Source organism: Paenibacillus sp. LT-B23 (assembly GCF_059417685.1).
Genome location: NZ_JBSQBM010000019.1, coordinates 28,812 through 43,277 on the forward strand (window position 1 = coordinate 28,812; position 14,466 = coordinate 43,277).

A 14,466-nucleotide genomic window follows, 5' to 3' on the forward strand; every position below is an offset into this window, starting at 1 on the left:
ATCAAGCACGTAATTTTACGCACCACCTACCAATTTAGAGATAATAGCCTAGTATAATAGCAACTTCACATTTGGATTTATTGATGAAATTTTATCTATCTGAACTACATATATAATAACCCGGATAGCAATAATTAAGAAATGCCGGACTTAATGCCTTTTTTTATAATCTAGACGAAAATCACCAAAGAAAAAAGGTATATTCATCTCAGCCCGTATTATGATCATTTCCTATGTTTAATCTAAAATTTTAATTGACCTAAAACAAAGGACAGATCTTGAAATAAATCTCAAAAGCAGCAGCCGAACGTCAGGGAATGCAACTCAAATGTTTTATGAGCGGTGCGCTCATTTGCTTCCAATTATGCAGGAAGAAGCCGCTACAAAATCGAGCAAGAGCTTAATTAAGTTATCTCAAAATTCCCATTAAAACGAGACAAAATAGTTGGCGGTAGCATTTCCATTAGCAAATAAAAAAACCTTGCTATGCAAGGTGGTTTTGTATTCAACTTTCTGAGAATTTTATAATCCCAATCTTGAATCAAACCTAGTCAAATTTAAATTGAAATAGCTGTTGGAATTGTTGAAACAGATGAACCAAACTATACTTCCAAGAAAGGAATATCTTTCGGAAAACCCGCTTACGAACCAACTCCCAATGAGAGCACAGAACTCCGCAGAAATATCATCATAGCTGCCAATTCATCACTCTGCGACGCATTCAGATCAGATACTTATCCAGTGTTCTCCGGACGGCACCCGGACCTGCCAGCATTTCATGGAACATGCCTTCGATCTTTTCTCCCAAACCAATCGCATACAGCTCGACGCCAAAGATATTCTCATCTTCTAGGATTGCACTCACATTAGATGACTTATCGCCCAAGGTAACTCCGGACAGATGCCCCTGTAAATCTTCCAGAAGCGGATCCGAGCTTAACGTGAACGATCTCCCTTTATCATCCACTCCTAGCAGATAGCGACACCAGAGAGCAATGGCCAGCGGGATCGCCGTAAGTTCTACTGGATCAAGATCATCACTGCGGATATACGATTTGATTGTTTCACCAAACCGGATACCCACCTTCTGAGAAGTGTCGGTAGCAATCCGCTGCGGCGTGTCGGGTATAAACGGATTGGAGAAACGCTCCTGCAGAACTTCGTCCAGAAACTGCTTTGGACTAAGAATACCTGGGTCCACGACTACCGGCAGTCCTTCGATGTATCCGATGATTTCTACGAACCTGCGCAACGTGTCGTCCTTCATTTCATCTGCAATCAGAGTATAGCCGAGAAGGCAACCTGAGACGGCAAGCGCTGTATGCAGCGGATTTAGACAGGTGGTGACCTTCATCGTTTCCACCTTGTTAACCGTGTCTCTGTCCGTGAATATAATACCTGCTTCCTCAAGTGCTGGTCGGCCGTTAGTGAACTTGTCTTCGATAACCAGATATTCGCTGATCTCCGTGTTCACGAAAGGCGCGGAATACGTATTCTTGGAGGTGACGATCACGTCCATTTCGCCTATGCCCTGCTCCAACAACGCCGCCTGCACCGTCTCCGACGGACGCGGCGTGATTTTATCGATCATGGACAGCGGGAACGAAATTTTGCTCTCATCTTCAAGATAGGCTACGAATCCATTCTCAACCATCCCTTTCTTCGCCCATTCCTTCGCAACCGTAACAATTCCGTCCTTGAGCATGTCCCCGTTATTGGAACAGTTATCCATGCTGACGAAGGTCATCGGATATTGTCCTTTCAAATAACGGCGGTAGGCCAGCGATGCAACAATGCTCATCATATGAATCGGCTGTTCCGGACCGTTCTCAATGTCTTTCTCAACTATGCCTAGGTACTGGCCGCTTGGACCTGTCAGGGAATATCCCTTCTCCGTAATCGTGAAGCTGGCCATTTGCAGGCTCGGATTCTCAAAAATCCCAATTAGGCGGTAGTAGTCCGGCTTGCGGTTCTTGTCCGTCGTGATGGCCTCGACAACGCTTGCGACTACTTTCTTTTGAAATTCGCCACGTGCATTCATTAGCACCAGCAGGGTCAGGTTGTCATAAGGCTTGTAGACATTGTCGATCATCTCGAAATCAAACGATTCAGCAGCTATAATTCCTGTATCTGCTTTGCCGTTGTCCAGCAGCTTCTGATGGCTATTTGCCACGAAGCCTCGGAAGATGTTGCCTGCACCGAAATGAACCCATTCCGGCTTCACCCATGTGTTCTTTGCTACCTGTCTGATATCAAACTTCGGAAGCTCGACTCCCGCAGCCCTCCAGGCCAGTTCGTCAGAAATACTGCTTAAGGATAGATTAAGCATTTATATCACCTTCCCGCCATTTTCCAGGCTGTCCCATACACCGAGTAAATACATAACGCCCAACGCTCTGTCGTATAAGCCGTAGCCTGGACGACAGTTTTTCTCTTCCCCCCATAAATGGCGGCCATGGTCCGGACGCACATAACCTTTGTATCCGTTTTCATGATATGCTTTCACAACCTCAGCCACGTCTACGCTGCCATCTCGCCCACGGTGAGACACTTCGATAAAGTCTCCGTTATCAAATACTTTTACATTGCGAATATGAGCAAAATAAATCCTGTCAGCAAACTCGCGAATCATCCCTGGCAGATCATTGTCCGGATTCGTTCCAAGGGAACCTGTACAGAAAGTTAGACCACTATAAGGGCTGTCCACCATGTCTAGGAAGCGACGGATAGTATCACGGCTACGAATGATGCGCGGCAGTCCAAAGATCGGCCAGGCCGGATCGTCGGGATGAATTGCCATTTTGATGTCCACTTCTTCACATACCGGAATAATGCGCTCCAAAAAGTACTTTAGGTTCTCGAACAGCATGTCTTCCGTTACGTTCGCGTAGGCAGCGAACAGTTGATCGAGCTTGACCAGCCGTTCCGGTTCCCAGCCTGGCATCGTATATTTACCGGCACCATTCAGAATCCGGTCCACCATTTCGCGTGGATTGTCTGTAATGGCAGCCTTTTCATAAAAGAGAGCGTTCGAGCCATCGGGCAGTTTCTTGTATAACTCAGTACGTGTCCAGTCAAAGACCGGCATGAAATTATAACAAATGACTTTAACACCAACCCTGGCCAGCTTGCGAATAGTATCGATATAAATATCGATATATTTATCACGGCTCGGCAGTCCGATTTTGATATCATCATGAACGTTGACGCTTTCTACCACCGCTGTGCTGAAACCTTTGCCGATGATCTGATCGGCTACTTCCTGAATTCGTTCCATTTCCCATACTTCCCCGGCCACTTTGTCATGCAAAGACCAGACAATTCCCATAACTCCTGGAATTTGCTGGATATGATCAAGAGTAATGTTATCATTACCTTCCCCATACCATCTCCATGTCATATTCATCCATGACTCCTCCTCTTCTGTTATATAATCTTGTATACAAGATTTATCTGATCATAAAATACTCACCTTCAAGTTGTCAATAAAACTTTATGATTAACATAAAATTGTTTTAAAAATCAAAGATTCTATTCCACATTCTATCTTAGAACCGCTTTTTTTCACATCTGAATTGATGTATACTAGATTAAAATCAAATTTAAGCAGGAGTTAAAATGTCGATTAAAAACGAGATTATGAATTCACTAAAAAATGAAATACTTACGTTGAAATTGAAGCCAGGAACTATTCTTAGCGAGGTCGCCTTGTCCGAGCACTATCAAATCTCAAGAACTCCTCTTCGAGATGTGCTAAAGCAGCTCAGCCTGGAATCATATATTGATGTCTATCCCAAAAAAGGCAATGTCGTTTCCTTTATCGATTTGGAGTCCGTCGAACAAATTATTTATTTAAGAAGTGTTCTGGAGAAAGAGATCATCAAATATCTGTCCTCTCACCTCCTGCTTAAAGGTGTGCATGAGCTTAAGGAGATTCTGGACAAGCAGCAGGCCGTCATTAATAAAGACGACGCTTCCGAATGTTTTCTAAACCTAGATGATGCTTTTCACCATTCCCTGTTTCGGCTGGCAGGCCGGGAATTTCAGTGGAACTTGATTCAGCAGTTCAATGTCCATTATGCAAGATACCGCAGGCTGCACATGTTAAAAAAGGAGAAACTGGCGGAAATACACAGAGAGCATCAATTGATTCTAAATCTTGTGCTCCATAAAGAAATGGATAAACTCGACGATTTGATTCAGCATCATTTGAGGGAAGATATTAACTCCCAGTATTTAAAGGAAAACTTTTCGGAGTATATTAAGGATTAGGTTGACTAACTTTGTGTCATTGGACAGTCTCGGGCGGTCCCTTAAATTGGGGACCTCTTATCCAACTATGTTTGTCCTCCGACATCAACATACTACCCGATTTCTTTAAAACTTGTCCTCCAGACTTATCCAATCTGCATCACGACCATCGTTCCGACAAAAGAGCTTGATGTTCAAGCAATTAAATCTGCAAGACTTTTCGGCACACACACTGTAGCCTAAACCAAAGGAAGCCCCAACTAAGAGAGCCCTGCAAAACTAATACAGTTTCTGTAAAAAGTAACCCCGTACCGCGTCGGTACTGAGTTTGTTTATCACATTTTTCATGACAAACTCAAGCTGGTCTTGGATATATACCGCTTCACTAACATCACGGCGAGATGATATGGAGCTTCGAGCGATGTCCCCTGAACATCTTTATGCCAATCAATCCGTCCATCGCGAAAAACACGTGGATTCAGATGATAGAATTTTTGTGTTTGACTACATAGTTCATCTTCTCGAGTATGTATAGCATTCTGTAAGCAGTTGTTTTATTCAGTGATAACTCTCGCATCATGTTACTCACTGTCAATGAGTGCTTAGCCCGCAACAGATCTAAAATCAGCAGTCCTTTTTGGAGGTCATTACTTAATAATTGTCTACTTTAATTACCTCCCATCGCACCTTTAGGGCCATTGGGTCGCAATATCGTTGCTGCTCCATTATTTCATAACTTAGGGTGTGTCTTCAAACCGTTTAGCTGGTAATACATGGGTTAAATATATTTAATGAATACACGATACGAAATTCAAGATCGACAATGGCGGCAGATTCAAGGTCTTTTTCCACCTGAACGAAAACCACAAGGAGGACATCTGCAGTAGACAATCGACTGATGCTTAATGCCATGCTATGGGTGTCCCGTTCAGGTGCCCCGTGGCATGACAACACTTTCCCCAATTGGAAATCTGTTTACACTCGCTTTCGGGGCTTGCAGAAAGCGGGGATTTGGGATGAGGTACTAAAGCATGTTTCTGTGGATGCTGACGAGGAAAGTGCCACGACTGTACGCGTTCACCAGCATGGATCGGGCCCAAAAGGGAGCGAAGTGAGCAAACGATCGGACGTTCCCGAGGCAGATTAAGCACCAAAATCCATGCCGTGGTCAATGCATTATGGAATCCACTTCGTTTTGAATTGACTGGAGGTGAGGCTCACGACTCTGTTCGGGGTGTGACCTGCTAAAGGTCATGAAATTGTCGATGAAGAAAGTCTTGGCCGACCGAGCGTATGATACGAATACGATCCGAACGCTTTTGGAAGAGCGGCAAGCCCATACCGGTGATTCCAGGCAAGAAAACCGCCGAGTGATCCAGAAATATGATCGGGATATTTACAAAGAACGTCATTTGGTGGAATATTTCTTTAATAAAGTAAAGAACTATCGTCGTCTGGCGACTCGCTATGATAAATTAACGTGTGTGTTTAAGGCATTTTGGGCCTTAGCATCCATTATGGTGTGGCTTGCGTGAGTTTGAAGACACGCCCTAGTACGTGATACACACGATGATTAAATATAATTATTCTCGACATAAAAGCCGTCCTTAATGAAAGGAAGGCTTTTATATCTACAATATTTTAGTCTAAATCAGACCCGTTTGAGGTGGCCAGTCCTAAAGGCATTTCATAATGAGCCTGGTTGGCGGCTACATCGCCGCCCCATAAGGAGTTTCCGGAAAACTGTATGTGTTGGATTGCAAAGGTGAGTCTCCTTTCTGACTAGTTCTGCTTAGACAACAAGCGTCAGCAACTTATCTTGTGCCAAAACTGATGAGTTTGTTGTTTCAATAACATCCAAATAATCGCCGGTATTCGAGATTATAACTGGAGTGATCGGATTATATCCGGCTTCCTTAATCTTCTCAAGATCAAAATCAATCAATAGATCCCCTTTACGGACCTGATCTCCTGCCTTAACCCGAGGGGTGAAATATTGCCCTTTTAATTGAACGGTGTTGATTCCAATGTGAATCAATATTTCCGCACCACTCTTAGACAAAATAATTACAGCATGACCTGACTTGAGGATTGTACCAATCGTACCGTTCACTGGAGATACGGCTTGGCCGACACTCGGAATAATTGCAATCCCTTTCCCCATAGCACCTTCTGCAAAAGCAGGATCGGGAACTTCAGTCAAGGATTTCACATCTCCTGTTAATGGGCTGACGAGTACCTCTTTCTTCAAGATCGGCGAAACACCAGTAAGGTTGACACTTGCTTCCGGTTGAACAGCCTTTACTTCTACAGTAGGAGTTGCGTCACTTGACTCAGTCACTGCAATAGTTTTTTTGTCTTGGTATCCGAAAAGAATCGTCAGAATCAAACCAATCCCCATGGCGGCGGCAATCCCTATTAAATAATACCCGACAGGTTCAAATGCACCGATTGAAAAAATATTTTGGAAGACAAATGCTGTAGCATACGTATGGAAACCACCATTTATTGCCCCTCCGATAGCTCCGGCAATAATAACATAGGGAATCGTGCGCTTGTAACGTAGCAATATCCCGTAGACAGTCGGCTCAGAGACACCTGCTAACAACAGACTTAACGTAGAGGAACCAGCAATTGATTTCAAAGACTTTTCTTTGGATTTAATGAAAACGGCCAGTGCCACCCCGGCCATTGCAAAGTTAGAGGCTGCCCACATCGCAAGGATTGGATCGGTTCCATTCGTAAGATTTGCCAGAACGATCGGAATAATGCCCCAATGAAGGCCAAAAACAACAAGGAAAAAGATTAACCCGCCAATGACAGCTCCTGTCAACAGCCCGCTTACTTCCATGAGATAATTAATGGCATCTGCTATCGCGTTTCCGATATATACTCCAAATGGGCCAAAGATCATAGCAGTGAGCGGTACAATGATGGCTAAGGACAATAACGGAACCAAAAACGTCTGCAGTTCTTTATGGATGATTTTCTTTAGATATTTCTCCACATAAGAGAATATCCAAATAGCTACGAACACCGGAAAGACGGTTGACGAATAATCCATTAGCACTACAGGAATGCCTAGAAATGAAGAAGTATCTCCATTGGCCAATAACCCCGTAAAATTCGGCTCCATTAATGCTGCACCGATAACTCCACCTACATAAGGATTGGCGCCGAATTTGATCGCTGCAGAGACGCCCAGGAATATAGGCAGGAAATAGAAGACGGCATTAGCTGCTGCAGCCAGGATTAGGTAAGTTCCACTCTCCGCAGATACCCAGCCAAAGGTTGTGAACAGGGTTAAGAAAGCTTTAAGTATCCCCGCCCCCGCCATAGCAGGCAACAGGGGAGATAGACTTCCAGAAATCACTGCAAAAATTCTGGACATGATCTTCTCCTTAGGTTTATCTCCATCCTCAGATGCAGTATTGCCTGCCCCTAGTTTGCTGGTTTTCATAATCTCTTGATACACGTGTGCAACGTCATTTCCGATAACCACTTGGAATTGACCACCACTTTCTACGACAGTCAGCACTCCTTCTAAGCTTGTCAGCTTCTCTTTATCGGGTACATGATTGTCTTTTAAATTAAATCTCAACCGGGTTGCACAATGGACAAGATTCGTGACATTTTCCTCTCCCCCAATGTTCTGCATGATATCTTTTGCTAATCTTTCGTACTTCATTTGTTCTCGCTCCTTTAGACCTCATTCTTGTTTATATGAACAAAAAAACCTGAACAGGTGATAAAGCACACTGAAAACCAGTACACTCATCACTTATTCAGGCTTTGCCCAACTAATGGTAACAACCCTGCTATTTATTGTAATAGGCTAATCTCTGCTGGTCACACGCCTAATATGGAGCATGAAATAGACCATTTCACCTTCGGTTGTCTCAACTTGATACTCTTCCCGTAAATATGCTCTTACCTTCTCACTGCAGGCAAAAGCTTCAGGATACTTAACAACGACTTGTTCGTACAGCTCATCATCCTCAGAAGGAATCGATTCATGACGCATGGTGCGATAAGAAAAATATTTTAAGTGAGTCACAAAGCGGCTATAATTGAGTGATTCCTCATCCAGCTCAATCCCATAATGAAGTGTTACTATATTAAGAATTTCTTGAACCATCTGGGTTACCATTAAGGTCTGTTCCATTTCCTGACCATCCTGCTGGCCATTCACAAAATGCATTGCAATAAAGCCAGCTTCATCTACAGGTAATTTAATTCCTGTTTCCTTTTCAATTAAGTGTAATGCGTGCATTGCCGTGTGATATTCTTTCGGATAAAACTTCTGTATCTCCCAGAGCAGCGCATTCTTGAGACTCAATCCCTGTGCAGCACGCGTAATTGCATAACTAATATGATCTGTAAGAGCCAGGTAAATATTATTGCTAAAGGAAGTGTTGAGATCCTTTACTGCATAACGGATAATTTGATCTGTCAATTCTAGATGCTTTGTAGGAATTTCACTCAGTAATGTAGATAGCCGCTCAGATAATTCTTTAGTCTCCATCACGAAAGTCTTCTCAATTCCGGATGGATCTATATTTTCACCTGGATTTTTCTGATAGGCTAGTCCCTTTCCTATAACAATGATCTCGGATCGATTTGGTCCTTCAACCAATGCAACATTATTGTTGAATACTTTTTTAATCCTCATGAGTTCGCCCACTTTATATTTTTTACTAACAAAAAAACCTAAACTAATCCAAAACTAAACATAATTTAGTACGGATTGGTTTAGGCTTTGCCTGCATTGCAGTAACAACCCTAATATTAATTATATAGTTATTATATAGGATGGAGATAGCGTTTTCAACAGAAAAATAATATCAAATCTGGATTTTGACACTGCCGCTTAATTTAGGAATTTAATTATCCAACTAGCTCAGGTTAGGTAATTGTAGTAGATGAGATACAGCATTGTACGAGCCGGTTGAACAATTCGCTTTTCACTTCGCGACGGTTAAATCGATAACAGAATTCGTCAAGATAGGCTTGTAGATGCTTGGAATCTAAACCGTGGAAGGTTCCTCCAATAAAAGCTTTCGCATTGGAGATGACGGTGTGAAGCCCACTTTAGGTGATCTGGATTTTCAGCTAAGTCATACTTCTTGGCTACATGCTGAAAGCCTTCCTTTTCCAAGGCTTTATAAGAACGGTAGCGATCGCTGGCGATTATTGTGGAACCTTTTTCAATGTATTTTTGAGCAAAATTAACGAGCGTCGTACCTTTGGCATCAGGTATGACCTGCATTTTCAGGTATTTCGGGCAGCTCTTCTTGTCTAGCGACAAGGCCTACAAGAACGGGAGTTTGTTCCGTTCCGCGCCCGCGTTTCCCGCCTTCCGTGGGCGCTCCGAAAAAACCTTCCTCTAATTCGACAATGCCAGCAAGCGTGTAGGAAGAATCGCATTCACCCATCGCCTTACGAATCTTGTGCTCGATCGTCCAGGCTGTTTGATAAGAAATCTCCAGTTCTTCAGATTGTATTGCCGAAACGCCGCGCTTGTCGTGGGCGATCAAATATATGGCCCAAAACCACTTAGGTAAATCCGTTCTTGTTTTTTCGAAGATGGTTCCGGCGATCACGGTCGTTTGGTGTTCGCAGTTCGCACACTTGTACAAAGGCAATTTTCGAGTCTTGACTCTCACTCCCGAACGTATGTTTGAATTCATAAAACCAAACATTAGTTCTTATTTGTAGAGGTTCCTGAGTTAACTGGAGAATCAAATTTAGAAATTGCATAGCTAAATATCACCTGAGCGAGGTTTAGCTGTATAGTTGCTCTAGTGGCATGTGCAATTAAGCTGGTTCATTGGCTGTATGCCATTGAATTTATTCAATATCGCAAGGATAATGGTTATGATAAATTGGTAGAAGAGAGAAATAATCAAATTGCGGCTAATTTGAAGAAGCTGGAGTAAGCTTAAGAATACAAGTTGAGGACTCTCCTAACCGGAGTCCTCTTTTTATATAAAATGAATTAGGGTTTGCTAAACGCATGAAAAAAAGCAGGAAAGATAACGACGATGACAAAGGGAAAGCGAACAACGGCAGCATGAGCAAAAGAGATGTAGCCTTACTAAATTATGAAAACTGCTCGGTCGTCAATTGACGACCGAGCAGTTTTCATAATTTAATATCTCTTAATTGTTGTTTTCGATTAGACTTTTTTATCAGAATTTATCTCTCAAATGTATTTCATACGTTTGTGCTTAGAAAATGATTTGAAGTTACACACTTTTGGGTTTGTATGATCTATTAACCATTTCTGATGCTGCAAACATGATACCAAACAGCAGAAGCAAAATAATAGGCACCATAAACATGCCAAATTGACTAGCAATCAATCCCATTAATAATGGAATCAGCGTAGAACCCGCATAAGCACTTGCCATTTCCAGCCCAATTACACTGGAAGAAGCCTCTTCCCCAAAACGTACCGGTGTTGCGTGCACAATGCTAGGATAGATTGGCGCTCCACCTAACCCCACAATAAACAGGGCGCCTGCGGCTACCCAATATGATACAGGTAAAACAAGGATGATAAGCCCCAAACAACCCATTAATCCCCCATATCGAATCAGATTTTTACTGGATACTTGTGTAGAAAGAAACCCTGAAAAAACACGCCCAATTATAATCCCTATAAAAAAGCAGGATGTGAAGGCTGCTGCTGTACCGGCAGATACTCCCTTGCTTTCTATGAAAAAGGATGCCATCCATAAGCCCGCTGCTGTTTCGGATCCATTATAACAGAGCATTGCAAGCATAGACATTTTGACACCTCTAATGCCCAAAGCTTCTCTATTACTCACCAGTTTCTTTTCGTCACCTGCATCTGATCTGCCATTTTCAAAAATTCTCCATAGCGGAAGAGAAAACAACAATACTACAACGATTACAGCAAGTATCGTCCCTACTGTAAGATAACCTGCACGCCAGTTATTCCCTTCATTCAGCCAAAATGACATTAATATAGGGCCCGTCATTGCTCCAATTCCCCAAAAACAATGCAGCCAATTCATATGCTTTGCTTTAAAATGAAGGGCCATATAGTTGCTTAATGCAGCATCTACAGAGCCTGCTCCGAATCCTAACGGAATCGCCAAAAGTATTAGAAAAGCGAAATGATTGGAGAACGAAAATCCAAGCAATGCAAGTGTTGTCGATAATATACTGAATAAAGTTACCTTACCCGTCCCAAATTTGTGTAATAGTCTGCTTGCAAAAAGACTGGATATCACCGTACATAGCGAGACCGTAAATGCTATATAACCGGCCATTTCTGTTGTTGCACCAATATCAGATTTCATAACTGACCATGCACTGCCAAGCAGAGCATCTGGCAGTCCAAGACCTATGAATGCGATATAAATAATTATCAGCAGCAGAGTGAGCAAGTTCCTATCTCCTCATTTTATCAAAAATTAATATACTCATTCAACGGTTTTACGAGATATGCATTGTTCGGCAATTTATCTGTGGTCACGTATCCTGGCTCACTATTAATCAGCGCTGGAATACGATTCACAAGGTTTGCACAGGTTAACTGTACTGTTGCCGGACGATCTACGTTAATTGTTACTTCGGGCTCACCATAAAAAGACCATTCGTTCTTGTCAAACTCTTCAGGTGCGTAAACTTTGCCTATACACTGGGTCTCAATAACAATCCCCTCTGCGGTTTCGGTTGTAACCACAGCCGCCATGCCAGTTGCGTTGCCAGCTTTAATCGTCATGCCAAGCGTGGAGGATTCAAGATCCCTATCATGTGTCATAGGGATACACTTTTGAGTTTGTGATATAGGAGTAAGCCCCATTCTACTGCACAACCAGCCGTTTTGGTACCACATATAGCTTGGCGTAACTTCGCCATTTTCGATTTTTTCCCTTATTTCATTAGAGTTCAAATCATTGAATTTACCAATTTGCTCAGCGAATTCAGTAGGAGTAAGACCAGCTCCATGCCCTTCGGCCAAAGCTATACCGTAGTCCTCAACATTATAACTGCTGATTCCTTTGATTTTTGTGATTTTATGCAAGGAGCCTGCAAGAGTATCCACCAATACTCCCCAATACATATCGGGATAACCACTGCCTGAAAGCGTACAATTATTATTTTTTGCTAATTCATCAAGCTCCTCTGTGACTGCAGGCGAAGAAACCCAGGGATAAAGTGATTCCTCAGCAGTTGAAATCGCGTTTATGCCATTTTTAGCACAAACAGTAAGTGCCGTCTTGATATCAGCCATTGTGCTTAATGTCGCAATAACACACACATCCGGTTTAAGTTCCGAGAGTACCTGATCCGCATTCTTTATATTTGAAACCTTAACTCCAAGTGTTCTGCCGTAACCGATGACTTCACCGATGTCCTTTCCGATGACCGCGGGATTCACATCAAACGCCGCCACGATTTCCGCACCTTTTTCAAGCAAGTATCTTATCAGGTACACGCTCATCTTGCCGCAACCGTACTGCGCTGCTCTTACTCTACGTTCCATAAATCCTTCCTCCTTAGTAAAAAATATAAATTTGTTTAGACTATACCTCAAATATAAACCTTACTGTTACAATAAGGTCAAATGATATTTTATATGCTATCCTTCCTTTGTTATCACTGGAATCTGTATTTTATAAAGCATACTGCGTGAGAGGTTATCAAACATCGGGAACTCGGCGATCACTTCACAAATGTAATCCCCTGCAATGATGAAACCAGCATCCGTAATGTAATTTAGTAATTGTTCGGCATACTCGGACTCCTTGAAAATGGTCTCTGAGCAAATGTTTACATACATCCCGCCAGGAAGAATCTCAACTTTAGCTGGGATTTCAAAGTCATCCTCCACAAACACGAAAACTTCATTTGAATAAAGCATACACTCTTCAATGTATGGTCTGCGTATTATTGTTCCTATATTACACAAATAGCTTGCAGGTAGTTTTTTCTCTACTAAGCTTGTTTTTAATTCCGAAAGCATAATTTCATAACCTGAATCCTCCTGGTCAAAGAAGTTTACACTTGATGTGTGCACATATATTTTTCTGGGTGGAAGATGCTCATGGAATATTGTGGGACCTTGTGGGAGTGACTTATATCTTGCATAATTATTTAAGGTTCTTGAAATCATGTACCTGCTCTGATTAAGACGACGAACAGATTCGTCAATAAAATCCAGTTGTGTCTTCAGAGAACTTTGGATATCCTCTATATTTGCTGTCTCAAACTCCTGTTTTATCTGTTTGAGCGACATTCCACAAATTTTAAAACGATGAATCATATCTAGCCTTGCACTTTGGTTGATATGATAGTATCGATATCCGCTATCCGGGTCTGTATAATATGGAGTTAGTAAACCTTCAGCCTCATAATGCCGTAATGTTTGCCGTGTAATATGATTAAGTTCCGCCATTTGTCCAATGGTAAGCTTTTGTATATTCATCTCTTCACCCTCATCTTTTTGTAAATTATCGTTTGACTTATCTATACCGTACTTATTTATATCAAAACATCATTCTTTATTGTATCTTCAATTATTAAGAAACTCTAATTAAGTTGAAGTATTGTGATTTATATTTTATAAATTCATTATGCAAATATTGTGTGAAGTTTCTCAATGAAACGGGATCTATAGTTAAAAAACCGGCCAAAGCGGCCGGCTTGAAGTACAAAAATAAGTATATACATTTTAAGTCGGCAGCAGATAATAATTCATTGTCGCGCCGGGCACATTCTTCTCCAGGTCTGGAGTCGGCCATCGAGCCATCCAGTTAGGCGCTACGACAATGCCTACCCGCCCCTGCCCGATTAACTCAGCCAGTTTGTTTTCGTCATGCAAGCCTGCTTCTTTCAAGATATAACCCTTTTCGTACCAGTCTCTCAACCGGGTTAAGCCTTCTTTCATCTCCGGAAGCGTCGAGCCGTGAACCACTGATCCGTCTATCCTTCCTCCCGGTACCGCTCATTAATCGCATCTCCTAACCATGCGCCTTGACGGACAAGTCTGCGCTGCAGGGCAGTCACATCGATACTGCGTGTTTGGCACGAGCCTTTCTCGGCCAGGATCGCTGTAACTGTAAACGTAAAAACACCTCCAAGGCTGTCTCCATATCTTACGATATAGCTGCATTCCCTTGAAGGTGTTTTATTTTGTCTCACGTTATGGGGTCAGTCCCGAAAGATTTGATGCCATTT

General features: G+C 42.4%; 13 protein-coding genes and 2 pseudogenes. 4 read left to right on the top strand and 11 right to left on the bottom strand.

The window, feature by feature from the left end; all coding sequences use genetic code 11:
• Positions 1-721: 721 nt before the first annotated feature.
• Entirely contained in the window at positions 722-2,329 is a 1,608-nt protein-coding gene (locus ACWXW9_RS21230) for a mannitol dehydrogenase family protein (RefSeq protein ID WP_494931036.1), read from the bottom strand.
• Entirely contained in the window at positions 2,330-3,406 is a 1,077-nt protein-coding gene (gene uxuA / locus ACWXW9_RS21235; RefSeq protein WP_494931037.1) for a mannonate dehydratase, read from the bottom strand.
• Between the two features lie 212 nt (positions 3,407-3,618).
• On the opposite strand from uxuA, the gene ACWXW9_RS21240 reads away from it, so the two are divergent.
• Positions 3,619-4,272 (top strand): GntR family transcriptional regulator, encoded by a 654-nt coding sequence (locus tag ACWXW9_RS21240; RefSeq protein WP_494931038.1) that lies wholly within the window; start codon positions 3,619-3,621, stop codon positions 4,270-4,272.
• A 457-nt stretch (positions 4,273-4,729) separates the two neighbouring features.
• On the opposite strand, the gene ACWXW9_RS21245 is transcribed toward ACWXW9_RS21240, so the two are convergent.
• Entirely contained in the window at positions 4,730-4,882 is a 153-nt protein-coding gene (locus ACWXW9_RS21245; protein ID WP_494931115.1) for a helix-turn-helix domain-containing protein, read from the bottom strand.
• A gap of 249 nt (positions 4,883-5,131) precedes the next feature.
• On the opposite strand from ACWXW9_RS21245, the pseudogene ACWXW9_RS21250 reads away from it, so the two are divergent.
• Both ACWXW9_RS21250 and ACWXW9_RS21255 read left to right on the top strand, forming a co-directional pair.
• A pseudogene (locus tag ACWXW9_RS21250) lies at positions 5,132-5,398 on the top strand (transposase); the annotation flags it as partial.
• 118 nt (positions 5,399-5,516) lie between these two features.
• On the top strand, positions 5,517-5,786 hold the full coding sequence (locus ACWXW9_RS21255) for a transposase (RefSeq protein ID WP_494931039.1): 270 nt from the start codon (positions 5,517-5,519) through the stop codon (positions 5,784-5,786).
• A gap of 257 nt (positions 5,787-6,043) precedes the next feature.
• On the opposite strand, the gene ACWXW9_RS21260 is transcribed toward ACWXW9_RS21255, so the two are convergent.
• The 3 genes and pseudogenes from ACWXW9_RS21260 to ACWXW9_RS21270 all read right to left on the bottom strand — a co-directional run.
• On the bottom strand, positions 6,044-7,939 hold the full coding sequence (locus ACWXW9_RS21260) for a beta-glucoside-specific PTS transporter subunit IIABC (RefSeq protein ID WP_494931040.1): 1,896 nt from the start codon (positions 7,937-7,939) through the stop codon (positions 6,044-6,046).
• Between the two features lie 147 nt (positions 7,940-8,086).
• The gene (gene licT / locus ACWXW9_RS21265; RefSeq protein WP_494931041.1) at positions 8,087-8,923 is read right to left on the bottom strand and encodes a BglG family transcription antiterminator LicT; all 837 of its coding nucleotides are present in this window, start codon (positions 8,921-8,923) and stop codon (positions 8,087-8,089) included.
• 233 nt (positions 8,924-9,156) lie between these two features.
• A pseudogene (locus ACWXW9_RS21270) lies at positions 9,157-9,911 on the bottom strand (IS1595 family transposase); the annotation flags it as partial.
• Positions 9,912-10,055: 144 nt separating this feature from the next.
• Here ACWXW9_RS21270 and ACWXW9_RS21275 point away from each other — a divergent pair.
• Entirely contained in the window at positions 10,056-10,190 is a 135-nt protein-coding gene (locus ACWXW9_RS21275; RefSeq protein ID WP_494931042.1) for a hypothetical protein, read from the top strand.
• A 309-nt stretch (positions 10,191-10,499) separates the two neighbouring features.
• On the opposite strand, the gene ACWXW9_RS21280 is transcribed toward ACWXW9_RS21275, so the two are convergent.
• From ACWXW9_RS21280 to ACWXW9_RS21300, 5 genes are all read right to left on the bottom strand, one after another.
• Positions 10,500-11,669, bottom strand: a complete 1,170-nt coding sequence (locus tag ACWXW9_RS21280; protein ID WP_494931043.1) for an MFS transporter — start codon at positions 11,667-11,669, stop codon at positions 10,500-10,502.
• 20 nt (positions 11,670-11,689) lie between these two features.
• A complete protein-coding gene (locus tag ACWXW9_RS21285) occupies positions 11,690-12,772 on the bottom strand; it encodes an NAD(P)H-dependent amine dehydrogenase family protein (protein WP_494931044.1) in 1,083 nt (360 codons plus the stop codon).
• 96 nt (positions 12,773-12,868) lie between these two features.
• Positions 12,869-13,714 carry a MerR family transcriptional regulator gene (locus tag ACWXW9_RS21290; protein ID WP_494931045.1) on the bottom strand — a complete coding sequence of 282 codons (846 nt, stop codon included), beginning with the start codon at positions 13,712-13,714 and terminating at the stop codon, positions 12,869-12,871.
• Positions 13,715-13,960: 246 nt separating this feature from the next.
• Positions 13,961-14,203 (bottom strand): hypothetical protein, encoded by a 243-nt coding sequence (locus ACWXW9_RS21295; RefSeq protein ID WP_494931046.1) that lies wholly within the window; start codon positions 14,201-14,203, stop codon positions 13,961-13,963.
• 8 nt (positions 14,204-14,211) lie between these two features.
• Positions 14,212-14,430 (bottom strand): hypothetical protein, encoded by a 219-nt coding sequence (locus ACWXW9_RS21300; RefSeq protein ID WP_494931047.1) that lies wholly within the window; start codon positions 14,428-14,430, stop codon positions 14,212-14,214.
• Positions 14,431-14,466: the final 36 nt, after the last annotated feature.

Excerpts from the sequence above, each read along its gene's own strand:
- ACWXW9_RS21230 (WP_494931036.1), bottom strand. The coding sequence starts at position 2,329 with ATGCTTAATCTATCCTTAAGCAGTATTTCTGACGAACTGGCCTGGAGG.
- uxuA (WP_494931037.1), bottom strand. The coding sequence starts at position 3,406 with ATGAATATGACATGGAGATGGTATGGGGAAGGTAATGATAACATTACT.
- ACWXW9_RS21240 (WP_494931038.1), top strand. The coding sequence starts at position 3,619 with ATGTCGATTAAAAACGAGATTATGAATTCACTAAAAAATGAAATACTT.
- ACWXW9_RS21255 (WP_494931039.1), top strand. The coding sequence starts at position 5,517 with ATGAAGAAAGTCTTGGCCGACCGAGCGTATGATACGAATACGATCCGA.
- ACWXW9_RS21260 (WP_494931040.1), bottom strand. The coding sequence starts at position 7,939 with ATGAAGTACGAAAGATTAGCAAAAGATATCATGCAGAACATTGGGGGA.
- licT (WP_494931041.1), bottom strand. The coding sequence starts at position 8,923 with ATGAGGATTAAAAAAGTATTCAACAATAATGTTGCATTGGTTGAAGGA.
- ACWXW9_RS21285 (WP_494931044.1), bottom strand. The coding sequence starts at position 12,772 with ATGGAACGTAGAGTAAGAGCAGCGCAGTACGGTTGCGGCAAGATGAGC.
- ACWXW9_RS21290 (WP_494931045.1), bottom strand. The coding sequence starts at position 13,714 with ATGAATATACAAAAGCTTACCATTGGACAAATGGCGGAACTTAATCAT.